The organism is Neolewinella marina, assembly GCF_002631205.1.
Lineage (GTDB): Bacteria > Bacteroidota > Bacteroidia > Chitinophagales > Saprospiraceae > Neolewinella > Neolewinella marina.
This window is the reverse complement of record NZ_PDLO01000004.1, coordinates 49363-70788: the sequence shown is the minus strand read 5'-3', so window position 1 is coordinate 70788 and position 21426 is coordinate 49363. Positions and strand designations below refer to the sequence as shown.

Here is a 21426-nt window from a genome sequence, read left to right as displayed (position 1 = left end):
ATCGTCAACGTTAGCTAGCTACCGAATAGACCAATCCCTTCAAATTCCCCACCCAGTCAATGGAAGCCCTTAAACAGAAATTCGCCGAAAAGGCCCTTTCCCTTTACCAAGAACTCCGGTCCACCACGAAAGCCAACGGCTCCCTCAAGGTCGACGAAGTAACGCTGAGCCAGGTGGTCGGCGGCGCGCGGGGCATCAAAATGATGCTGTGGGAAACCAGCCAGCTCGATCCGAATAAGGGCATCCGCTTCCGCGGCTACTCCATCCCCGAAATCAAGGAGGCCCTGCCCAGCGGCCCCCAGGGGGAACCCAAGCCCGAAGGACTGTTCTGGCTCATGCTGACGGGTGAGATCCCTACCGCGGAGGAGGTGGACGCCCTCACCGCCGAGTGGCACCGCCGTGCCGACGTGCCGGAGGCCGTCTTCACCACCCTCGACAGCCTGCCCACCGACGCCCACCCGATGACGCAGCTGACCATCGGCGTCATGGCCATGCAGTCGGACAGCATCTTCTCCCGCCGCTACGCGGAGGGCATGCCCAAGACGGAGTACTGGGATGCAGTCTATGAGGATAGCATGAACCTGATTGCCCGGCTCCCGCGCGTCGCCGCCTACATCTACCGGCGCACGTTCAAGGGTGGCGACCACATCGCCCCCGACACCAGCCTCGACTACAGCGCCAACTACGCCCACATGCTGGGCAGCGACGATGAGGACTTCCGCAGCCTGATGCGGCTCTACCTCACCATCCACGCCGACCACGAAGGTGGCAACGCCTCGGCCCACACCGTCCACCTAGTGGGCTCCACCCTCAGCGACCCCTACCTGGCCTTCTCGGCGGGCATGAACGCCCTGGCCGGCCCCCTGCACGGACTGGCCAACCAGGAGGTGATCAAGTGGATCTTCGAAATGATCGACAACCTCGGCACCAAAACGCCCACCAAGGAGCAGATCGCCGATTACGTCCAGCAAACCCTGGACGAGGGGAAGGTGATCCCCGGCTACGGCCACGCCGTACTGCGCGAGCCCGACCCCCGCTTCACCGCCCAGCGCCGCTTCGCCGAGCAGTACATCCACGACAGCGACCTGATCTCCACGGTGTGGAAGATCTTCGACGTGGTACCGCCCATCCTGCAGTCCCTCGGCAAGGTCAAGAACCCCTGGCCCAACGTCGATGCCCACTCCGGCGCCCTGCTGGTGCACTACGGCTTCAGCGAATTCAGCTACTACACCGTCCTCTTCGGCGTGAGCCGTGCCCTGGGTGTACTGGCCGCCGGCATCTGGAGCCGCGCCCTGGGCATGCCCCTCGAGCGCCCCAAGTCGGTGACCAGCGAATGGGTAATGAACCAGGTAAAGAACAACTCTAAATAAGACCACTGTATGAACGTTCCAGCTAATCTCTTCTACACCGAGGAGCACGAGTGGGTGATGATCGAAGGAAACATTGCCACCGTAGGAATTACGGATTTTGCCCAGGAGCAGCTCGATGAGCTCGTCTATGTGGAAGTGGATACGGTAGGGGAGACCCTGAGCCGCAACGAGGTCTTCGGTACGGTGGAAGCTGTGAAGACGACCAGCGACCTGTTCATGCCCGTGGCCGGCAAGATCATCGCCTTCAACAGCGAACTCGACGAGAGCGATGGCGACAACCCCACCATGGTAAACGAGGATCCCTACGGCAAGGGGTGGATCGTGAAGGTGGAGCTGACCGACCCCGAAGACCGGGAAGGCCTGCTGGACGCCGCGGCCTACTCAGCACTTATTTCCTGATAATTTTGCCCGAGCAACCACCAAAAGGTCGCCACCCGGCATCTTCTCTGCAGCGGAAACGAGGGATGCGATTCATCACCGCCCTGTATGCCCTCCTGCTGATTTACGTCAGTCTGGCCCCGGGTCAACGGATACCGGGAATTTTCAACTGGGGTGAGCTATTTTCGCCGGATAAGATTGCACATTTTGGCGCTTACGCCTTTTTTGCAGTATTATTGTCTTTCTCAAACGGCATGGCTTCCCGGTGGAAGCGGGCGGCAACGGCTGCCTTACTTGCCGCCCTGTTCGGGGTCCTGATGGAAGTGCTGCAAGGCATTGCCGGGACCGGTCGCGATTTCGATCCCGTCGATATGGTGGCCAACCTGATCGGTGCCTTGCTGGGAGGAGCGGTATACCTGCTTCTTCAACCTCTACTGTTCAAGTACCTCGCCCCGGTGAGGTCATAGCGATAACTGTTTAAATATTTGCCATGGACCAATTATCAATAAGTGGTGGTTCCCTGGCGATAGCCTTCGCGGTCATCCTGCTCTTGTTCATCGGCCTCATCGTCATGATGCGGAACGTGTACAAGTCCCGGACCGAAAAGGGTATTGCCGGTGAGTACACCGAGGATGCTGAAAAGAACAGCTCCTACATCGAGAACCGGGCGAAGTACGAGCGGGTCGATGTCTTCGGTCTGAGCTCTACCTTCTTCAACTTCGGTCTCGCCCTCGCCGTCGGCCTGTCTCTCCTGGCCTTCGCCTGGACGCAGTACGAAGCGGAGATCGTCATCCCCGAAGGAGCCCTGGAGCTCGACGAGGAGATCGAGATGGAGCCGCCGCGTACCGCCGAGCCCCCGCCCCCGCCCCCGCCCCCGCCGCCCCCCGTCATTGAGGAGGTGCCGGAAGAAGAACTGATCGAGGAAGATCCCCCCGAATTCGAGGATACCTCCATCGACGAAGAAACCATCATCAAGGAAGCTCCGCCGGAAGTGAAGGAGGACAAGGCTCCGCCTCCCCCCCCGCCGCCCCCGCCACCGCCCCCCGCTCCCGAAGTGGAGGAAATCTTCAAAGTCGTAGAGCAAATGCCGCTCTTCCCCGGTTGTGACGACCTGGGCAGCTACGCTGAGAAGAAGCAGTGTGCCGACAAGAAGATGCTCGAATTCATCTACGGCAACATCAAGTACCCCGCCATTGCCCGGGAGAACGGTGTAGAAGGTATGGCAGTAGTCTCCTTTGTAGTCGAGAAAGACGGTTCGGTAACCGACGCCAAAGTAGTCCGGAACCCCGGTGCGAAAACCGGCGAAGAAGCCCTCCGCGTCGTCAACCTGATGAACGAGAAAGGCATCAAGTGGACCCCCGGTAAGCAAGGTGGACGGAACGTACGCGTTCAGTTCAACCTGCCGGTGAAGTTCCAGCTCGAGTAATACCCCCTTGCTCCACGGCAATCAAGGCCGGCAGCTCCCCGCGAGCTGCCGGCCTTTTTTGTTGCCCGGGGCCCACCGAGAAATTAAGCGCAAAGCGTATCTTTGCCCACCGATTGCGGGATGTAGCGCAGCCCGGTAGCGCGCGTCGTTCGGGACGACGAGGCCGCTGGTTCGAATCCAGTCATCCCGACCCCCCAGGAGCCGAGAGGTCCGGTAGGCGTTCAACCGCCCGCCCGACCGCTTGGCTCCTTCCTGTTTTGGGGTACTACGGCCGCCGTTTATACCATTCCGAAGAGCAGGGGAACGCCCACGGTGGTTACCAGCCAGAAGATCAGACTTAGGGGGGCACCGATCCGCGTGAAGTCCAGGAACTTGTAGCGGCCGGCGCTGTAGACCATGGCGTTGGTCTGATAGCCCACCGGGGTCATGAAGCAGGCCGAGGCCGCCACGGCTACCGTAACCAACAGCGGCATGGGGTCGATGCCCACCTGCTCGGCGGCCGCAATCGCCACCGGGGCCAGCAGGGCGGCAGTAGCGTTGTTGCTCATCACCTCCGTAAGCAGGTTGGTGGTCAGGTACAAAGTTGCAATGAGGGCAAAGGGGCCGAGCTCACTGATGGTACCCGTCAGCAGGGAGGCGATGTCGTCGTCGAGCCCGCTGTTGCTCATGGCCCGGCCCAGGCTGAGGGCGCCGGCCAGCAGGAAGACGATCTTCCAGTCGATGGACTCGTAGGCTTCCGACATGGTCACCGTCCGGCCGATCACCAGGGCGCACACGCCCAGCAAGGCCGCAATGCTGATGGGAAGCAGGCCGATGGTCGCGATGACGATGACGGCAAGGATGGTAGCGCTGACGAAGTAAAACCGGCCCCGGTTGAAGTCGGTGATGGTATCGGTAGACAGGAGGATAAAGGGACTGTCCTGCTGCTGCTCGATGTGCTGCAGTTCCTTGATGTAGTGGCTTTTCACCTCGGCGAGGATAACGTCGCCGGGGGTCAGGGGCAGCCGGTACAGCTGCTCGTGGAGGGTTTCCTCCCGCTGGCGGATGGCCAGGGGCACGGCCCGGTAGCTGCGGCGGAAGTCGACCTCCCGCAGGGTCTTGCCGATGAACTCCGAGTCGGGGGTGATCACCATCTCGATCAGGCTGCTGTTGTCGCGCTCCAGACCGGTGCCCATCACCCGCACGCTGCCCGAGTTGTCGACCAGCCGCACCCAATCCTTCAAGTTGAGGATTTTCTTGCGGTCGCAGCGCACCTTGAGGGTGTCACCGACGGCAAGTTGGAAGTCGCCGGCGGGCAGCACGAAAGACTGGTCCTCCCGCCGCACCTCGATGATGTCCATGTCCAGCTCGCGCACCAGGGGAGAATCCATGATCCGCTTCCCCGCCAGGTCGGGGTGATCGAGGATGACGATTTCGGCCAGGTAATCGTGGAGAGCGAACTTCTCTTCCAGGCTGTGGTCCCCGTCGCGATCGGGCAACAGCCGGGTGCCGAAGTAGGTCAGGAAGACCGCCCCGATGGCCAGCAGCACCAGCCCGATAGGCGTAATGGTAAACATGCTGAAGCCCGCCAGCCCGTGGGTAGTGGCCACCCCGCTCACGAGGATGTTGGTGGAGGTGCCGATGAGGGTACATAGTCCCCCAAAGATGCTGGCGAAAGAAAGGGGAATGAGGAGCTTGGACGGCTTGATCTTGGCCGTTGCCGCAATGCGGATGACCACGGGGATGAAGACCGCCACCACCGGCGTGTTGTTGATGAAGGCCGAGCTGAAGGCCACCACCAGGATGAGCAGCAGCAGGGCCCGCTTGGGGTGGCTGCGGAAGCGGGCCGACATGGAACCCGCCACCTGCTGCAACGCCCCGGTCTTCAACAGCGCCGCCGACAGTACGAACATGAAGGCAACGGTCAGGGTGGCGTCGTTGCTGAAGCCGGCAAGTCCCTCATCCGGAGTGATCACCCCACCGACCACCAGGGCCACCACGATGAGCATGGCGACCAGGTCGACCGTCAACCATTCCGTAACGAAGAGCACTACGGCCCCCAGGGCAACAAGCAGGGTAATAACGGCGGGTGTCAGCATAGGAAGGCGCAAAGATAAACACTGCGGCCCGCCGCCCTGCCGGGATCAGAACTGCTGGTAGATGTTCTGCAGGTCGGTATTCGTCTCGGCGGCCTTGATGGCTTCCAGACTCGTTCCCATTTCCAGGATGAGCTTGTTCAGGTCGCCGGCATCACCCATGGATTCCACCCGTTCCGCAAGGCTGTTCCTCAGGTCACTGATCGCCTTGGTGGCGGCCAGGCGGCGCCAGGGGGTCTGCGACTGGTCCAGGGCGATCTCCTTCAGGCGGGAAACCCCGGTGGTTTGCTCGGCCGACTGCCCCTGGGCCAGCAGGGACTGGTAGGCGGTGTACAGCCCGAGGGCCGCGTAACCGTCGACGCTCTCCAGCCGGCTCTCGAAGAAGGGCAGCTTGGTCAGGTCGCCTGAGCTGCTGTACAGGTCGGCCAGGGCTCCGCTGATGTCCTCGTTGTCGATCTCCTCCAGCACCGCGGCGGCCTTCGTAGCGGCCTCGGGGTCAGTGGCCACGAGCGCCTGCAATCCGGCGGCCACCACCGTATAGGAACGGGCCTCCATGGCTTCCCGGGCAATCGGGGCCAGTTGCTCATCTTCCAGCTGGGTGAGCAGGTCGAGGGCGGCGGCCCTTACCTGGCTGCGGTCGTCCTGGCGGGCAATGGCGCGGACGCGTTCGAGCTGGACGGGGGTGGGGTCCACCAGGCTCTGCACGGCCACCCCGCGGATGGCGTAGAAGCTGTCCTGCAGCGCCGCGGTAAGCACTTCCTCTTCGAATTCACCGCCACCTTCCGTCCGGCCGATCAGGCCCACGGCCTCGTAGCGGTCCAGGAAAGCGGGGGCGTAGCGGTACTGGGCCGCCAGCTCCGGGGCCGATTTCTGGTAATCGTACTCGGCCAGCAGCTGGTGGTGGGGGTCGAGGACGACCACGTCGGGGCGGCCCGCGGCGGCAAAGGTGAAGGTCTGCTCCCGCTGGTCCACGGTGACCCGGTGGCGCTGGGCCGTGCCGTTCACGTAGACGTCGATGTCGACGGGCAGCTTGAATACGGCGGGCACGTTGTCATCGGTCGACTGGGTCTGCTCCACCGTCACCGCTACGCTGCCGTCGCTGTAGTCGGTGGTGATGCGCAGCCGGGGGTGGCCGGCACTCAGGTACCACTGGTCGAAGAACCAGCTGAGGTCTTCCCCGGTGGTGTCCTCGAAGGCCATCCGCAGCTCGTCGACCTCCACGGCCGAGAATTTATGCCGCTCCAGGTAGTGCTGCAGGCTGTTGAAGAAGGCCTCGTCGCCCACGTAGTGGCGCAGCATATGCAGCACGGCCCCGCCCTTGTTGTAGCTGTGGGCGTCGAACATGTCCTCCTTGTCGGGGTAGTCGTACCAGATCAGCTCATGGGGCGATCCGTTGCGCACGGAGTTGAAGTAGCCCTGCCATTCTTCCAGCAGGTGGTAGTCGGCGGCGTCCTTCCCGTGTTTTTCGGCCATCCACAGGTATTCGCTGTAGTTGGCGAAGCCTTCGTTCAGGGTCAGCTGGGCCCAGCTTTCGCAGGTGACCAGGTCGCCGAACCAGTGGTGGAACATTTCGTGGGCCACGATCTTCTCGTTCAGGTCCACGTCGATCAGGTCGCGGTCGGTACCGTTCATGAATTCGCCGAAGATGACGGCGGTGGTATTTTCCATGGCGCCACTGACGAAGTCCCGCACGGCCACCTGGCTGTACTTCGGCCAGGGGTATTCGACGCCGGTGAGCTCACTGAAGAAGGTGAGCATCTCGGGGGTGTAGGGGAAGATCGCCTCGGCATGGTCGCGGTATTTGGGCTCCACGTAGTAGTTCACGGGAATACCGTTCCAGGGCTCGTCTTCCACCACCGCGAACTCTCCCACCACGAGGGCAAAGAGGTAGGGGGCGTGGGGCAGGTCCATCTTCCAGTAGTCGGTGCGCTTCCCGTTTCCGGCGGGTTTGGAGCTGACCAGGGTGCCGTTCGAGAGGGTCTTGTAGCGGTCGTCCACGGTCACGTAGAGTTCCTGGGTGGTCCGCTCGTTGGGCTTGTCGATGGTGGGGAACCACCGGCTGTTGTTCTCGGTTTCGCCCTGGGTCCAGATCTGCCGGGGCTTGTCGCCCTCCTCCCCACGGGGGTTGATGAAGAAGAGGCCCTTGTCGGAGGTGATGGCTTCCCCGGCGGTGCCGCTCGCGGCGGGGGTGGCGGTGTAGTCGAGCACGATGGTGTACTCCTGGCCGCGGGTATAGGCGCGGTCCAGCTGGATGGTCACCCGCTGGCGGTCGTCGTCGTAGGCGTACTCAAGGGGCGTGCCGTTGGCCAGGGTGATCGAATTGAAAGTAAAGTTCTTGGCGTCCAGGGTGAGTTCGTCACTCGGGCGGAAGATGGGCTTCAGCCGCAGGGTGGCCTTGCCGATCACCATCTCCTGCTCCCAGTCGAAGCTGATCTCCAGCTTGGTGTGCAGCAGGTCGTGTACCCGGTTGTAGGCGATGGCCCGGGGGGGCAGGGTAGTGGGGACTTCCGGCTGGGTCCTCCCTTCCATCTCTTCCTCGGTGATCACGCCGTTGGTGGAGGGCCGCACCGTCATGGTGTCGAGGTTGCGGGTCTCCGTGATGGTGGGGTCGCTGCTTTCCGTCGGGGTGGGGACGGTGGCGACGGCCGGGCGGGTGGTATTACAACTTGCGGCCAGCAGCAGGGTAGCCAGCAGGCTCAGAATCGCGGATCGGTACATCAAGACTTGCTTTAAGCAAGTAGGACGCGCCAGGGCGGCAATTGTTTGACTACCGCTCTTGGATTAACGGGACTTTAGGGCGGCAGCGCGCGGGTGCCCGGCCGGGGGGCGCAGCACAAGCCGGGGAGAACCCGGTGGCTGGCGCTACGCCCCTCCGCTCCGGTAGGCATCAGTTCCGGCGCGGTCCGCCTTTGCGGCCTTCACCGCGGCGGTCCTCCCGCTGGGCCTCGAGCTTCTCGAGTTTGGCGAGTTGGTCGGCGTTCAGCACCGACTTCAGCTCGGCCTTGCGGGCCTCGTTGGCGCTCTCGAGGGACTTGCGCACCGCGTCGCGCTCCTGCTTGCGTTCCTCGCGGGTGGCCCCGACCTTCTCGGCGAAGGCCAGGTTGATCGTGCGGACCCGCTCGGTTTGCTCGGGCGTCAGGTCGAGTACGGTGGCCATGCGCTCGGTCTCCCGCTGGGCGCGCTCGGTGGGGTCGACGGGTTCGCGGTCGGGGCCGCGCTGGGCGAACAGGGCGCCGGCGGAGAGGACGAAAAGGAAGGAAAGGATCAGAATTCGGGTCGTTTTCATTGGAATTCGGTTTGGATGATGAATGAAAGGGCGGGTTTCCCCGCGGTTAGTGATACAAAAGTGGTGGCCGGGGGCATCCTTCCCAATTCTTTTCAATGAACGGGCCGTTTTCCTCAACGAACAGGGGAAAAGCCGTTTCCCCGCCCGGAAGCTGGGGCCGACCTTTGCGAGATGCATAGCGTAAAATTCCCGCGGATCGCCGTTGAGGCCCTGGCCTGGGCGATCTTGTGGGTGGTGGTATTGGCGATTCTGGGCGGGGGCTTGGAGTCGCCCTTCCGGTTCCTCCGCCGCCTGGGCCCCTTGCTGGTGGGCATCGTCGCGGTGGTCATCGTAAATGCCACGGTGCTGCTGCCCCGCCTCTACTTCGCCAATCGCCGCGGCTGGTACGTGGTGGCGGGCACCGCGGTAGTGGTAGCGGTGGCCCTCATCCTGCAGTATGGCTTCGTGCCCGACCGCGCCTTCCCCATTCAGTTCGGCCGCGGCGCCCGCCCGCGGGGACTGGGCACGGCCACCCTGCGCTACCTGCTGCCCCTGGCCACCGCCTTCATGGGGTCCGCCCTGATCGAGGTCATGCGCTACGCCAGCTACCGCGAGCGGCAAGCCGTACAGGCCCGGGGCGAGCAACTGGCTACGGAACTGAAATTCCTCAAGTCGCAGGTCAATCCCCACTTCCTCTTCAACAGCCTCAACAACATCTATACCCTCACCCTGCTGCAGGACGAGAAGGCCTCGGAAAGCCTCCTGCGGCTCGCGGGCATGCTGCGGTACATGCTCTACGACTCCGAAACCGAAAGGGTAGCCCTGGGGCGGGAGATCGAGTACATCCGTAACTACATCGTCCTGCGGCGGCTGAAGGACAGCCGCGCGATGGACATTCAGGTGGACCTGGACGAGAGCCGCCCCCTGCTGCCCATTGCACCCCTGCTCCTGATCCCTTTCGTGGAAAACGCCTTCAAGCACAGCCGGGTGGAAGACCTGGCCGACGGCTACGTCCGCATCTCCCTTGTGACGTCGGCGGCGGGGATCGTCTTCCGGGTCGAGAACAGCGTACCGGTCACCCCCTCCCCGGCCGATCAGACCGGGGGCATCGGTCTGGAAAACGTGCGCAAGCGGCTAACCCTGCTGTACCCGGACCGCCACCGCCTGGAGGTGGACCACGGCGACCACCACTTTATCGTTACCCTGCAACTGGAACTGGTATGAGCGTACTGAACTGTCTGATCGTCGACGATGAGGAGCTGGCCCGCCGGCTGGTACGCTCCTACTGCGAGCGGCTCCCCGACCTGCGCGTCGCCGGTGAGGCCCCCAACCCGGTGGCCGCCGGGTCAATCCTGCGCACCACCCCCGTGGACCTGCTGTTCCTGGACATCCAGATGCCGGAGATGACCGGCCTCGATTTCCTGGCCACCCTGCGGCAGCCCCCGGCCGTGATCCTCACGACGGCCTACTCCGAATACGCCCTGGAGGGCTACGAATTCGACGTGGTGGATTACCTCCTGAAGCCCTTCAGCTTCGAGCGGTTCGTACGGGCCGTGGGCAAGGCCCGGGATTACCGCTTTCCCCCGGACCCCGGCACCGGCGCGCCGCCGCCCCCCGGAGTTCAGCTGGTGCGGGCCGACCGCAAGGTGTACCGCATCCCCCACGCGGAAATTTTCTACATCGAGAGCATGCGGGAATACGTGGCCTACCATACCCCGCGGGGGCGCACCGTGGCCCTGGGCTCACTGCGGCAACTGGAGGAGAACCTGCCGCAGAATTTCCTCCGCGTCCACAAGTCCTTCATCGTGGCTACCGACAAGGTGGAGGCACTCGACGGCAACCAGCTGCAGATCGGGGAGGCCCGCATTCCCGTGGGGGGGAGCTACCGGGAGGAAGTGCTGCGGCGACTGTTCCCCCGGGAGGAGGGTTGAGGCGCGGGAACGCGGGCCGGGAGAAATATGTTCTGACATTTTCCCGAAAAGTCCTATCTTGATGGGGAAGTTTCTCCAAGGCACTTACCCTATTGTACACCTACAGCGCGGGAGCTGATTACCGGAACCGCCAGCACACCTAAACCTGAAGCTCATGAGTCATCTGCCGATTGTCCTTGGCGTCGTGGCCACCCTCCTCATTTTTGCCGGTGCGGTGCTGACCATCCAGCCCGACTACGGGTCCTCCCTCAGCAGTTACCTGCTGGGAGCCGGCGTGGTGACCTTCCTCGCGGGCGTGGTCGTTTTTTTCTGTCAGGAAGAAGCCCCCTTCGCCGAGCAGTAGGAGATGGCCGGCACGGTGTAACTTGCCCCTGCCATCCCTGCAGCCCATGAACTATTACATCCTGTTTTACGAAACGGTACCGGAGTACACCGAAAAGCGTGAGCCCTACCGCGACATTCACCTGCGACTGGCCCGGGAGGCCCAGGAGCGCGGGGAACTCATCCTGGGCGGGGCTTTCGATCCCGCGGACGGGGCCGCCCTGGTGTTCCGGGGGGAATCTCCCGCCGACGCAGAGGCCTTCGCTGAAGCCGATCCCTACGTGCGCAAGGGGCTGGTGAGCCGCTGGTACGTAAAGAAGTGGGCGGTGGTGATCGAGTAGTACTTTTGCGGCATGTACATCATTCCCGCCATTGACCTGATCGACGGAAAGTGCGTGCGCCTCACCCAGGGGGACTACGCCCAGAAGACCGTTTATAACGAAGACCCCCTGGCCGTCGCCCGTGAATTCGAGCAGGCCGGCCTGGAGCGGCTGCACGTCGTGGACCTCGACGGGGCCCGGGGTGGCGGCATCGTCAATCACCGGGTGCTGGAACGCATCGCCGCCGGCACCCAACTGAAGATCGACTGGGGCGGCGGGATGAAGAGCGACGAGGACCTGCGCATCGCCTTTGAGGCCGGTGCCCACCAGGTAACCGGCGGCACCATCGCCGTCAAGCAACCCGAGGTATTCCTGGGGTGGCTGGAGCGCTTTGGCCCCGAGCGGATCATCCTGGGCACCGACGTCCACGGCACCCGCATCGCCGTCAGCGGCTGGGAGGAAGCCAGCGACCGGGAGCTGTTCGAGTTCTTGGCCGACTATGTGGCCCGGGGCGTCCGCTACACCATCTGCACCGATGTGAGCAAGGATGGCCTGCTGCAGGGCACCGCCCGGGAGCTGTACGCCCGCATCCGCCGCGAGCAACCCGAGGTGAAGCTGATCGCCAGCGGGGGCGTCACGACCACCGACGACCTGGATGCCCTGGCGGCCCTGGACTGCTACGGGGTGATCGTCGGCAAGGCGATCTACGAGGGCCGGATCGGGCTTGAGCAACTGGCCGCCTACTGACCTCCCCCGCCGGGGTAATCGACCGTATCCTTTTTACCTTTGCCGCCATGACCATCAGCTACCCGGGAGGCCCCCTCAGGGGTCACCTCCGACTTACCGGTTCCAAATCCATCGCCAACCGCGCCCTGCTCATCCGTGCGCTCACGCCGGGGGGATTTGCCATCCACGGGATGGCGGCCGCCGACGATACCGTACGGCTGCAGCAGCTGCTGGTGAGCGGGGAGGATGTGCTCGACTGCGGCCCGGCGGGGACCACCTACCGCTTCCTCACCGGCTACCTCTGCCGGCGGCGGGGTACCCAGCTGCTCACCGGCAGCCAGCGGATGAAGGAGCGGCCCATCGGCATCCTGGTGGAGGCCCTGCGTACCCTGGGTGCCAACATCGAATACGCCGAAAAGGAGGGCTACCCCCCGCTGCGCATCGGCTACAGTGCCCTGGACCGCAGCGACCGGGTCAGCATCGCCGCCGATACCAGCAGCCAGTACATTTCCAGCCTGCTGATGCTGGCGCCCACCCTGCCCACCGGACTGAAGCTTACCCTGGAGGGCGAGATCGTCAGCCTGCCCTATATCAAGATGACCCTGGCCCTGATGGAGTACTTCGGGGTGCACCACCACTGGGAGGGGCAGACCATCGTGGTCAACCCCCAGTACTACCAGGCGCGGGACTTCACGGTGGAGGCCGACTGGTCGGCCGCCAGCTATTACTACAGCCTGGCCGCCCTGTCCGAATCGGCCGACCTGCGCATCGACGGGCTCTTCGCCGACAGCCTCCAGGGGGATGCCGTCGTACACAAATTGTACGAGGAGTTCGGGGTCACCACCACCTTCACCGAGAAAGGCATCCACCTGCACAAGCCCGCCGGCACCGAGCCGCCGGCCCTCTTTGAGCACAACTTCGTGGAATGCCCCGACATCGCCCAGACGCTGATGGCCACCTGCGCCGGACTCGGGGTGCAGGGGCTGTATTCCGGTCTGCAGACCCTCTTCATCAAGGAAACGGACCGCGTCAAGGCCATGAAGACCGAGCTGGGCAAGCTGGGGGTGAGCCTCTACAAGATTCCCTCCCGGATGACGGAAAAGACCGGCATCAACTACTTCGCCCAGGAAGGACGGGCGGATTTCGCGGCCGGCACGCCCCGATTTGCTACCTACCACGACCACCGCATGGCCATGTCCCTGGCCCCCCTGGCGCTGCTCCACCCGGTAGCCCTGGAGGACCCCGCCGTGGTGAACAAGAGTTACCCCGATTTCTACCGCGACCTTACTACGCTCGGACTGACCGCCCGCGAAGACTGATTCATGGCCCGTACCCGTAAAACCGGCGAGCACCGCAGCACCGTGGACCTGAACGGAATCCCGGTGCCGCTGCGCATCATCACCGAACGGGGGCGGCGATCGACCATCGCCTCGGTGCGGCAGCGCGCCCTGTACATCCGCCTGCCGGCCGGACTGTCCGGGAGCGACCGCGAACGGCGCATTACCGAAATGCTCGACTGGGCCCGGCGCACGGCCGCCGAAAAGCCGGAAGCCTTCGCCCACTTCGTGCCCCCGCCCGTGGCCAATGCGTACTCCTTCGACTTCCGGGGCCAGGAATTCCGTATCGAGGTTGAGTCTCACGACGGGGCCACCCACAAGATCATGACTACCCCCGAGGACCGTTTGCGGGTGGCCCTCAGCACCCAGGACCCCCGGCCCAACCCCACGCGGGCCATTCCCAAGTTGCTGGCCAAGCATTTCGGCCGCCGCTGCCTGCCGGAAGTGACCCGCCGGGTGCACGAGCTGAACGACCGCCATTTCGGCCGGCCCATCCGGGCCGTGAAACTCGGCGATACCTACAGCCGCTGGGGCTCCTGCTCCCACCTGGGGAACATCAACCTGGCCACCCGACTCCTGCTGGCGCCCCCGGAGGTGCTGGACGCGGTGATCATCCACGAGTTGGCCCACCTGGTGGTGGCCGACCATTCCCCGCGGTTCTGGGCCGAAGTTGCCCGGGCCCTGCCGGAATACGAAGACTACGACGCCTGGCTGCGCGACCACGGCAACAGCCTGCGTTTCGATCCGTTAGTATTAGGCTAATTTTACCCCATGCGTCTACTCTTGATTGGCCTGATGGCCCTGGCCCTGGTGGGCTGTATTTCTCCCAAAAAGGCAGCCGAGCGCTACCAGCCCCAGATCGACCGCCTGGACAGCCTGGCTACGGCCCAGGCAGACTCCATCTACCGCCTCACCCTGGCCCTGGAACGCAGCCGCGGCGGCAACGATATGCTGCTGGAAACCCAGAACCGTCTGCAGGACCGGCTGATCCTGCAGGACGACCGGATCGAGGAGCTGGAAAGCAACTTGAACTCCACCAACAGCGAGATGGGAGAGCAGGTCGCCGAACTCCGCCGCGAACTGGACCGCAACCAGCGGCTGCGGGATTCCCTGGTGAGCAGCCAGCGCCGCATCATTCGCGAGTACTCCGCCGGGCTGCGCCGCGCGGCCAACCGCATCAGCGACTCCCTGGAAACCAAACTGGACAGCAACCGCTACGAAGTCACCGAGCTTCCCGGCGAACTGGTCCTGAGTATCCAGGAAAGCGCCCTCTTCCGTCCGCGCTCCGTGGGCTACCTCGAGAACGGCCACGAGCCCATCCTGGAGGTCGTCACCCAGGTGCTGCAGGACAATCCCCTGCTCAAGCTGCGCATCGTGGGGCATACCGACAACCAGCCCAACCCCCTGCGCGGCACCGACAACTGGAAGTACGGCGCCCTGCGCGCCACGAAAGTGGCCGATGAACTGGCCACCGTCTACTACGTGAGCCCCAACCGCCTCATCGCCGCCAGCCAGGGGGAGTACGGTCCCAGCCGCAGCAACGCCACCGAAGAGGGGCGCTACCGCAACCGCCGTATTGACTTTGTATTCACGAGCAGCGTGGCCAACCTGCTGCGGGAGCTCGAGCGGACCGCGGCCCTGAACGAATAAACTTTCTGGTGATCGGGGGCGGGCTTTAATCGAAGTATTTATAATTTGACCCTCGCCCCAACCGACGCATATGGTAGACCAGATTGACATCACGAAAGTGCTCTTCCTCGACATCGAGACCGTGAGCGGTGCCCCCGACTATGCCGCCCTCAATGAGAATATGCAGCACCTCTGGTCGTACAAGGCGCCCTCCGCCCTGAAGCGGTACGGGGAGGAGCTGACGGAGGAGGAACTGGCCGCCAGCTATACCGACAAGGCGGGCATCTTCGCCGAGTTCGGCAAGATCGTTTGCATCAGCGTCGGAGCCGTTTACCGCGACCGCGACAAGCGACTGAAGATCCGCCTGAAGTCGTTCGCCAACCGCGACGAGGCCACCCTGCTGCGGGAGTTCAGCGAGATGATCGACCAGTACTACGGCGATGTGAACCGCTATTACATCTGCGGCCATAATATCAAGGAGTTCGACGTACCCTACATTTGCCGCCGCATCGTGATTCATCAGCTGCCCATGCCCGCGCTGCTCGACATTTCCGGCAAGAAACCCTGGGAAACCAAACACCTCGTGGACACCATGGAGCTGTGGAAATTTGGCGACCGAAAGTCCTACGTTTCCCTCAAACTGCTGGCCGCCGTACTGGGCTTTCCCAGCCCCAAGGATGACATCGATGGCAGCGACGTGGGCCGGGTGTTCTGGGAGGAAGACGACGTCGAGCGCATCGCCGTGTACTGCGAGAAGGACGTCCTGGCTACCGCCCAACTGTTCCTGAAGTACCAGCGCAAGCCCGCCTTCGCCGACGATCAGGTCGTTTTCGTGGAGCGGTAGGTCAGAAAGGATATCCCAGTCCCAGCTGGAAGGTGATGTCGCTCAGGCGGAAGGAACCGAAGTCGCGCCAGTAGGTGCTTTCCGGATAACTGATGGGCTCCCGGGGCGAAATGGGCTCCCCGTCGCCCATCTGGGGGTAGTTGTAGCGCAGGGGCAGGGCCAGGTCGAGGCGGAAGATGAAGTAGCTCAGGTCGATCCGGATACCGGTTCCGCCCGCCACGGCCAGCTGGCGGTAAAAAGGGTTGTGGTAGAAGGGGTCGCCACCCTCCTCCTGCAGCAGGCGTCCCTCGAAGAGGAATTGGGAGCCGGGGCGGTCAGGGTCCCGCTGTACGGTCCATACGTTGCCGATGTCCGCGAAGAATGCCCCCCGCACGAAGGAGAAGAGGTTGAAGCGGTACTCCAGGTTGAGTTCCAGCTGGAGGTCGCCCGTCTGGTACAGCCGCAGGTTGTTGTTGAAGGTGCCGTCGGCGGGATCGATGCTCAGGGGGTCCACGTAACCGCCGGGGCCAAGGCCGCGCGGCGCCCAGGCGCGCATGGAGTTGGCGCCCCCGGCGAAAAACTGCTTCACGTAGGGCAGCTCCTGTTCCACGATAAGGGGGCGGCCGATGCCGAACAGGAAGCGGGTGGCGAAGCTGCGCAGGGGGCTGAACTGCTTGTAGTAGCGCAGGTCAGCAACCGCCAGGGCGTACTGGGCGAAGTTGTTGCGGGGGTTCAGGTTGGACCAGAACTGGCGGGCCAGGAAGACTTCCCCTCCGGTCAGCTCGAACTGACCGTTGAAGGTGATCGACCGCCCGTGACGGTCGGGGCGGCCCACCCGGGAATACTCCAGGTTGCGGAACAGGGCGCTGAAGAAGTACTGGTCGCTGATGCTGCGGCGCAGCCGCTGGTTGTTCTTCAGGATCTCCTCAAACTGGGGCTCGATGGTAAAATTCAGGATGTCGACCGCCGCGTGGTTGATGCGGTAGCTGGTGGTGGTCGACGGCCGGAAGTCGTAGCCCAGGCGGGCGTTGGCCGTGGTGTAGGCGTAGAAGGTCCGGATCAGCAGGTACTCGTAGGCCATGCTGTAGCGGGTGCTGGCCAGTTCCCGCAGCTGCTGATAAAAGTTGTCCGACAGCAGCCCCGTGCGGTGGGCCAGCCGGTAGAAGCCAAAGTCCTTGAAGCGGGGCAGGTTCAGGGAAACCTCGGCCGCCAGGTCGATGGTGTTGAAGAACTGGGCCGCGCTGTCGGAGCCGGGATTGATTTCTACCCCCGCCCGCAGGGCCACCGACAGCAGTTCCGCCCCGCCGAAAACGTTGCGGTTGCGGAAGTTGGGGCTCACGCTCACCCCGATCAGGTTGTTGTTGAAGGCCGAGTTCTGGTCGTTGTCGGCGTTGACCAGCTGACTGCGATTCGTATAGTTGAGGTCGAGGTCCACGCCTACGGACATCCGCTTGTCGGGCGAGAGCTGGATCTGGTAATTGAGCACCTCGGGATCGTCGGGGTCGACGAGCTGGTTGATGCGCACGAAACGGTAGATGCCCAGTCCGCCCAGCGAGAGGTTCGTCTTTTCGTAGGCCTCGCGGCTGTATACACTGTCGGTTTCCAGGAAGATGTTTTGGGCCAGCAGCTCGGGCCGCATCCGGAAGTCGGGGGATGGGGACAGGAAGCGGATGCCCTCCACGGTGGTATCGGCGGCGTAGACCGCGCCGGCGGCTTCCAGGGCGGGGGTATAGTCGGTGATCACCGTGATGTCGCCGATGCGGTACCGGCGGTAGACCTCCTCCTGCTGGGGCGGCAGAATGGTCAGGTAGATGTTGGCGTAGCCCGCGCGACGGGTGGTGTCGATCTCCAGTTTGTCGAAGTAGGTGTTGGAGAAGTAGGCGTAGCCCTCGTCGCGCAGGTAGCGGCCGATGCGCGCCTTTTCCTCGTCGAAGACATTGAGGTTCAGGGGGGCGCCGGGCTGGAGGGGACTGTCCGCTTCCAGTACCTGCAGGATGCTGTCAATCTCCGGCTCGGGGCTGGAGAATTGGACGGTGTCGATGTAGAAGCGGGTGCCGGGGTCGACGTGGTAAATGAGGTTCACCTTCTGCCGCTTGCGGCGGTCGGGCTCGTGGTAGGCCGTGGCGTTGAAGTAGCCGCGGTAGCGCAGGAAGTCTTCCATCAACTCGGCCGACCGCCGCGCCAGGCTGTCGCTGTACAGTACCGGTGGTTGCCCGATGGTGTTGCGCAGGAAGCGGTCGATGCGGGTGGTGTCCCGGGGTTTGCTGTTGGCCAGGTAGAAGTGCTCCCGGGGGAAAAGGAAAAGAAAATTACCGTTGGGCTTCTGCTGGGCCAGCAGGGAGAGTTCGTAGTTTACTTCCCCGCGATTTTCCAGCTTGCTGCCCTTACGGATTTCCACCCGCTGGGCGGCCAGCAGTTCGGCGTCCTCCGCGAGGTATTTCGTAACATTGCAGGACGTCAGCAGCACGGCCGCCGTCAGGACCGGACCCAGGCGGCGCAGACCCCCAGCCAGTATGCCCATCAGCTCCGGTACCATTAAGTTCATAAGCAGCCTACGTCAGAAGAAGGTCAGGCAAAATTACCACAAATTCACCGCCGAGGGGGGGCGCATCGTCGGCGAGCTGCTCCGGCAGGACCGCTACCGGGTCGATCACGTGTACGCCCTGGAAAGCTGGGTCCATAACGCGGAGGAGGAATTCGATGTTCCCCTCACCCGCGTCACCCCCAAGGAGCTGGGCCGCATCAGCCAGCTTTCCACCCCCAACCAGGTGCTGGCCGTAGTGGATATGCCCACCGGAAACATCGGTCTGCCCTCGGAACTGGACGCCGGCTGGTCGCTCTACCTGGACGGGCTGCAGTCGCCGAGTAACCTGGGGGCCATCCTGCGGATCGCCGACTGGTTCGGCTTCGTCAACGTCTTCGGAGGACCGGGCACGGCCGACCTCTACAACGCCAAGAGCATCCAGGCCAGTATGGGCTCCTTCCTGCGGGTGGATTACCGCGAGGAGGAACTGTCCACCATTACCGAAGCTTTTCCCGGATTAACCGTTTTCGGGGCCGACCTGTCGGGAGAAAACGTCCACCGCATTGATCCACCTTCGTCGGGTCTACTCGTCATCGGGGCGGAGGGGCCGGGCATCCGGGCGGGTACGCGGGTGCACGTGAACCGTTGGCTTACGATCCCCCAGGCACCGGGGCGCTCCGCGGAAAGCCTCAACGCCGCCGTGGCGGCCGGAATCCTCTGCAGTGCCCTGCGGCGCTGAACCGCCGGGGCAAAAAAAAGCCACGCCCGGCGGGAAGCCGGGCGCAGCGGGGTCTACTTTCTGGAATAACTGGATGTAGCTCAGTTGCTTCTGCTCTACATGATCTTGAAACCGCCACAGGGCGGTTGAATCGGCGTGCAAGGTCTGAACTTAACTTCTAAAACAAAAGTATGTTTGCCATGCGTACCAAATTGAGGGGCCGAAGATAACGTATGTCGCCGTATTCGGATTGAAACGTATAGGGTGTACCCTCATTTGTCGGCGGGGGAACAGGCAATTATTTGCCCTTGCCCTGTACGAGCACCAGCAGGGTGTAGAACAGGATCTTGAAGTCCAGCCCCAGCGAGCGGTTTTCGATGTAGAGGATGTCGAATTTCAACCGATGGATCATCTCCTCCACGTTGGAGGCATATCCGTACTTGACCTGCCCCCAGCTGGTGATGCCGGGGCGTACCCTCAGCAGGTGGCGGTAGTGGGGTGCGCGGGCGCTGATCAGGTCGATGTAATACTGCCGCTCCGGGCGGGGCCCCACCAGCGACATTTCCCCGATGAGGACATTCCAGAATTGCGGCAACTCATCCAGCCGCCACTTGCGCATGGTGGACCCCCAGGGCGTACAGCGCTCGTCGTCGTCGCGGCTCAGTTGGGGCCCGGTGCTTTCCGCGTCCTCGTACATGGACCGGAACTTGATGATGCGGAAAGGGATGCCGTTCTGCCCGATGCGTTCCTGGGTATACAGGACGGGGCCGGGGGAGGAGAGTTTTACGCGCAGGGCCACGTAGAGGTAGAGGGGCGACAGCAGCACCAGCAGCAGGAGGGAGCAGGTGATGTCCAGCAGCCGCTTGACCACCCGCTGCCAGCGGGGCATCAGGTTCTGGCGGATTTCGATCAGTACGGCGCCGAATACGTGGTTCATCTTCACCGTGCCGAGCATGATGTCGTACATGTCGGGGATGATCTTGACGAGTACCTTGCGCTCGTATTCGCTGAGGACGCCGAGCAGCTCCCGCAGCCGGCTGTGCTGGCTGGTATCGATAGCGATGATCACCTCCTCCACGTGGCGCTCCTCGATCAGGCGGCCCAGGTCGTCGAGCCCCCCGAGCCGCGGCAATTCCTTCTCCAGCGGCGGGGAAGCCTTCCGCTGCCCGTCCACGAAGCCGATGAAGCGGTAGCCGAGGCCCTTGGGCCGGCTAACGATGTCCTGATAGAGGTTGACCGCCCGTTCGCCACCGCCGATGAGGAGGGTGTTAAAGGCCACCCGCCCCGCCTTCAGCCGCCGGCTGGCCAGGGTGAGCAGGAACATCCGTACGAAGGCGGTAAGGAAAAAGTGGTAAGCGAGGTAGACCGGCAGCCCACGGTAGGGTGGTTGGTAGACGGTAAGCGGGTCGTCGGCCGGCAACAGGAAAAACAGGACCAGGGTACCCCCCACCGCCAGGGCCAGGGTATGGACCAGGGTCGTCAACCGGCTCAGGCGGTAGATGTCGCGGTACTGGTCGAAGAGGGCGTACACCAGCAGCCAGGCAACGGCGATGAGCAGCCCCAAACCTGCGGCTTCGAAGGCTTCGGTGGCATAGCCCCCGGAGGCGAAGGCGGTCCACGCCAGCCAGGCGGCGAGGAAGTCACCGGCCAGGTAGACGTAGCGGTGGCGCCGCCGCCGACTGGCGGTGTCGGGCTGTAGGTCCCGGGCTTGCTGCGGGGGGCGCGTCATCGGGCAGGAAGGTACAGGAGTTTCAGGTTGTCGAGATACACCGTACCCCGTTCCAGCTCTGGCCCGAGCAGGGCGGACAGGGCAATGCGTACCTCGTTCACGTCGGCCGCGCCCACCACCGAGCTGAGGTTGAAGTAAATCTTGGTCCACTCCGCCCGGGGCAGGAAGCCCGGATCAAAGACGCGCACCGGCAGCCCGCCCTGTTCGCCGACGACCCCGAACACGGCCGGGGCGTCGCTCAGGTAGTCGACCTCCAGCCAGACGTTGATCGGCAGTTCGTTCAGCCCGCCGTAGGTGCGGAAAGTGGCGAGTTCCACCAGGCGATTGGAGTCCGCCAGGGATATGGCACCCGCGGCCGCGCCGCTGCGCACGACTTCGGTCTGCACGGAAAGCTCCCCGTTGCCGGCCAGGCGGTCGGTGAATACCCGGGGCGTTCCGGCCTCGAAACCCTCCACGAAGCCGAAGACCGTCTCCGGCCGGTACCGGATGGGCAGTCGCCCCAGGTTCACGGTGGCGTTGCTGCTCAGCTCCAGGGTGCGGACGAAGGGGGTGTAGAAGGGGTAAATGTCCGGCGTAACGCTGCGCCCGTCCTGCCGGATCCCGGCTTCGAGGCGGAGGGTGACCTGCCCCAGGCGGAACACCGGGATGCGGGCAGGCAGGGGAAACACCCCCAGAAATTCCCCATCGGCGAAGGCCCATACCTCGGTGATGTCGGTGGTGGCTGCCCCCTGCCCGTTGTCCACCGACAACTCGAAGCCCTCCACCGTCACCAGGGCGGGGGGGACTTCCAGGTCCGGGGGGCAGGAAGTGAACCACAGTACCGGCAGCAGGAGGAGGAGGGAGCGGAACATGGG

The 21426-nt window shown here is 63.5% G+C and carries 20 protein-coding genes and 1 tRNA gene; 15 read left to right on the top strand and 6 right to left on the bottom strand.

The features are described from left to right. Nucleotides 1-59 precede the first annotated feature (59 nt). From CGL56_RS10890 to CGL56_RS10870, 5 genes are all read left to right on the top strand, one after another. Nucleotides 60-1370 (top strand): citrate (Si)-synthase, encoded by a 1311-nt coding sequence (locus CGL56_RS10890; protein ID WP_099106591.1) that lies wholly within the window; start codon nt 60-62, stop codon nt 1368-1370. Nucleotides 1371-1379: 9 nt separating this feature from the next. Further along, complete coding sequence (gcvH, locus tag CGL56_RS10885; protein WP_099106590.1) at nt 1380-1769, top strand: glycine cleavage system protein GcvH; 390 nt, start codon at nt 1380-1382, stop codon at nt 1767-1769. Nucleotides 1770-1834: 65 nt separating this feature from the next. Continuing rightward, nucleotides 1835-2215, top strand: coding sequence for a VanZ family protein (locus CGL56_RS10880; protein WP_099106589.1), 381 nt, complete (start codon nt 1835-1837; stop codon nt 2213-2215). Between the two features lie 23 nt (nt 2216-2238). Then, nucleotides 2239-3174 (top strand): energy transducer TonB, encoded by a 936-nt coding sequence (locus tag CGL56_RS10875; protein ID WP_099106588.1) that lies wholly within the window; start codon nt 2239-2241, stop codon nt 3172-3174. A gap of 116 nt (nt 3175-3290) precedes the next feature. Continuing rightward, nucleotides 3291-3364, top strand: a tRNA-Pro gene (locus tag CGL56_RS10870). Between the two features lie 88 nt (nt 3365-3452). Here the strand turns inward: CGL56_RS10870 and CGL56_RS10865 are convergent. The 3 genes from CGL56_RS10865 to CGL56_RS10855 form a co-directional block, all read right to left on the bottom strand. Continuing rightward, nucleotides 3453-5252 (bottom strand): SLC13 family permease, encoded by a 1800-nt coding sequence (locus CGL56_RS10865; protein WP_099106587.1) that lies wholly within the window; start codon nt 5250-5252, stop codon nt 3453-3455. Between the two features lie 45 nt (nt 5253-5297). Further along, nucleotides 5298-7967: a M1 family aminopeptidase gene (locus CGL56_RS10860; RefSeq protein WP_099106586.1), complete on the bottom strand. Its 2670-nt coding sequence runs from the start codon at nt 7965-7967 to the stop codon at nt 5298-5300. Between the two features lie 169 nt (nt 7968-8136). Beyond that, a complete protein-coding gene (locus CGL56_RS10855; protein ID WP_099106585.1) occupies nt 8137-8535 on the bottom strand; it encodes a Spy/CpxP family protein refolding chaperone in 399 nt (132 codons plus the stop codon). Nucleotides 8536-8706: 171 nt separating this feature from the next. Here CGL56_RS10855 and CGL56_RS10850 point away from each other — a divergent pair, with 171 nt between their 5' ends. The 9 genes from CGL56_RS10850 (at nt 8707) to CGL56_RS10810 (ending at nt 15622) form a co-directional block, all read left to right on the top strand. Continuing rightward, complete coding sequence (locus CGL56_RS10850) at nt 8707-9738, top strand: sensor histidine kinase (protein WP_099106584.1); 1032 nt, start codon at nt 8707-8709, stop codon at nt 9736-9738. Continuing rightward, nucleotides 9735-10445 carry a LytR/AlgR family response regulator transcription factor gene (locus tag CGL56_RS10845; protein ID WP_099106583.1) on the top strand — a complete coding sequence of 237 codons (711 nt, stop codon included), beginning with the start codon at nt 9735-9737 and terminating at the stop codon, nt 10443-10445. The genes CGL56_RS10850 and CGL56_RS10845 overlap by 4 nt, the downstream gene beginning before the upstream one ends. 154 nt (nt 10446-10599) lie before the next feature. Further along, a complete protein-coding gene (locus CGL56_RS10840; RefSeq protein ID WP_099106582.1) occupies nt 10600-10788 on the top strand; it encodes a hypothetical protein in 189 nt (62 codons plus the stop codon). A gap of 46 nt (nt 10789-10834) precedes the next feature. After that, on the top strand, nt 10835-11107 hold the full coding sequence (locus tag CGL56_RS10835) for a YciI-like protein (RefSeq protein ID WP_099106581.1): 273 nt from the start codon (nt 10835-10837) through the stop codon (nt 11105-11107). A 12-nt stretch (nt 11108-11119) separates the two neighbouring features. Further along, the gene (gene hisA / locus CGL56_RS10830) at nt 11120-11833 is read left to right on the top strand and encodes a 1-(5-phosphoribosyl)-5-[(5-phosphoribosylamino)methylideneamino]imidazole-4-carboxamide isomerase (RefSeq protein ID WP_099106580.1); all 714 of its coding nucleotides are present in this window, start codon (nt 11120-11122) and stop codon (nt 11831-11833) included. Nucleotides 11834-11880: 47 nt separating this feature from the next. Further along, entirely contained in the window at nt 11881-13131 is a 1251-nt protein-coding gene (locus tag CGL56_RS10825; protein WP_099106579.1) for a 3-phosphoshikimate 1-carboxyvinyltransferase, read from the top strand. Nucleotides 13132-13134: 3 nt separating this feature from the next. Further along, nucleotides 13135-13911, top strand: coding sequence for a M48 family metallopeptidase (locus CGL56_RS10820; RefSeq protein ID WP_099106578.1), 777 nt, complete (start codon nt 13135-13137; stop codon nt 13909-13911). A gap of 9 nt (nt 13912-13920) precedes the next feature. Next, nucleotides 13921-14799 (top strand): OmpA/MotB family protein, encoded by an 879-nt coding sequence (locus tag CGL56_RS10815; RefSeq protein ID WP_099106577.1) that lies wholly within the window; start codon nt 13921-13923, stop codon nt 14797-14799. 70 nt (nt 14800-14869) lie between these two features. After that, complete coding sequence (locus CGL56_RS10810) at nt 14870-15622, top strand: ribonuclease H-like domain-containing protein (RefSeq protein ID WP_099106576.1); 753 nt, start codon at nt 14870-14872, stop codon at nt 15620-15622. A gap of 1 nt (nt 15623) precedes the next feature. Here CGL56_RS10810 and tamL read toward each other — a convergent pair whose 3' ends face one another. After that, nucleotides 15624-18146 (bottom strand): translocation and assembly module lipoprotein TamL, encoded by a 2523-nt coding sequence (gene tamL, locus CGL56_RS10805; protein ID WP_143470687.1) that lies wholly within the window; start codon nt 18144-18146, stop codon nt 15624-15626. On the opposite strand from tamL, the gene CGL56_RS10800 reads away from it, so the two are divergent. Further along, nucleotides 18115-18864: a TrmH family RNA methyltransferase gene (locus CGL56_RS10800; protein ID WP_099106574.1), complete on the top strand. Its 750-nt coding sequence runs from the start codon at nt 18115-18117 to the stop codon at nt 18862-18864. The genes tamL and CGL56_RS10800 overlap by 32 nt on opposite strands. Before the next feature lie 277 nt (nt 18865-19141). On the opposite strand, the gene CGL56_RS10795 is transcribed toward CGL56_RS10800, so the two are convergent. Together CGL56_RS10795 and CGL56_RS10790 are read right to left on the bottom strand one after the other, a co-directional pair. Continuing rightward, nucleotides 19142-20572, bottom strand: a complete 1431-nt coding sequence (locus CGL56_RS10795; RefSeq protein WP_099106573.1) for a sugar transferase — start codon at nt 20570-20572, stop codon at nt 19142-19144. After that, the gene (locus CGL56_RS10790; protein WP_099106572.1) at nt 20569-21423 is read right to left on the bottom strand and encodes a hypothetical protein; all 855 of its coding nucleotides are present in this window, start codon (nt 21421-21423) and stop codon (nt 20569-20571) included. The genes CGL56_RS10795 and CGL56_RS10790 overlap by 4 nt, the downstream gene beginning before the upstream one ends. Nucleotides 21424-21426 lie beyond the last annotated feature (3 nt).

What these genes read in the sequence shown, in the direction of transcription:
- CGL56_RS10890 (WP_099106591.1), top strand. Translation starts at nt 60, where the DNA reads ATGGAAGCCCTTAAACAGAAATTCGCCGAAAAGGCCCTTTCCCTTTAC.
- gcvH (WP_099106590.1), top strand. Translation starts at nt 1,380, where the DNA reads ATGAACGTTCCAGCTAATCTCTTCTACACCGAGGAGCACGAGTGGGTG.
- CGL56_RS10880 (WP_099106589.1), top strand. Translation starts at nt 1,835, where the DNA reads ATGCGATTCATCACCGCCCTGTATGCCCTCCTGCTGATTTACGTCAGT.
- CGL56_RS10875 (WP_099106588.1), top strand. Translation starts at nt 2,239, where the DNA reads ATGGACCAATTATCAATAAGTGGTGGTTCCCTGGCGATAGCCTTCGCG.
- CGL56_RS10865 (WP_099106587.1), bottom strand. Translation starts at nt 5,252, where the DNA reads ATGCTGACACCCGCCGTTATTACCCTGCTTGTTGCCCTGGGGGCCGTA.
- CGL56_RS10860 (WP_099106586.1), bottom strand. Translation starts at nt 7,967, where the DNA reads ATGTACCGATCCGCGATTCTGAGCCTGCTGGCTACCCTGCTGCTGGCC.
- CGL56_RS10855 (WP_099106585.1), bottom strand. Translation starts at nt 8,535, where the DNA reads ATGAAAACGACCCGAATTCTGATCCTTTCCTTCCTTTTCGTCCTCTCC.
- CGL56_RS10850 (WP_099106584.1), top strand. Translation starts at nt 8,707, where the DNA reads ATGCATAGCGTAAAATTCCCGCGGATCGCCGTTGAGGCCCTGGCCTGG.
- CGL56_RS10845 (WP_099106583.1), top strand. Translation starts at nt 9,735, where the DNA reads ATGAGCGTACTGAACTGTCTGATCGTCGACGATGAGGAGCTGGCCCGC.
- CGL56_RS10840 (WP_099106582.1), top strand. Translation starts at nt 10,600, where the DNA reads ATGAGTCATCTGCCGATTGTCCTTGGCGTCGTGGCCACCCTCCTCATT.
- CGL56_RS10835 (WP_099106581.1), top strand. Translation starts at nt 10,835, where the DNA reads ATGAACTATTACATCCTGTTTTACGAAACGGTACCGGAGTACACCGAA.
- hisA (WP_099106580.1), top strand. Translation starts at nt 11,120, where the DNA reads ATGTACATCATTCCCGCCATTGACCTGATCGACGGAAAGTGCGTGCGC.
- CGL56_RS10825 (WP_099106579.1), top strand. Translation starts at nt 11,881, where the DNA reads ATGACCATCAGCTACCCGGGAGGCCCCCTCAGGGGTCACCTCCGACTT.
- CGL56_RS10820 (WP_099106578.1), top strand. Translation starts at nt 13,135, where the DNA reads ATGGCCCGTACCCGTAAAACCGGCGAGCACCGCAGCACCGTGGACCTG.
- CGL56_RS10815 (WP_099106577.1), top strand. Translation starts at nt 13,921, where the DNA reads ATGCGTCTACTCTTGATTGGCCTGATGGCCCTGGCCCTGGTGGGCTGT.
- CGL56_RS10810 (WP_099106576.1), top strand. Translation starts at nt 14,870, where the DNA reads ATGGTAGACCAGATTGACATCACGAAAGTGCTCTTCCTCGACATCGAG.
- CGL56_RS10800 (WP_099106574.1), top strand. Translation starts at nt 18,115, where the DNA reads ATGCCCATCAGCTCCGGTACCATTAAGTTCATAAGCAGCCTACGTCAG.
- tamL (WP_143470687.1), bottom strand. Translation starts at nt 18,146, where the DNA reads ATGAACTTAATGGTACCGGAGCTGATGGGCATACTGGCTGGGGGTCTG.
- CGL56_RS10795 (WP_099106573.1), bottom strand. Translation starts at nt 20,572, where the DNA reads ATGACGCGCCCCCCGCAGCAAGCCCGGGACCTACAGCCCGACACCGCC.
- CGL56_RS10790 (WP_099106572.1), bottom strand. Translation starts at nt 21,423, where the DNA reads ATGTTCCGCTCCCTCCTCCTCCTGCTGCCGGTACTGTGGTTCACTTCC.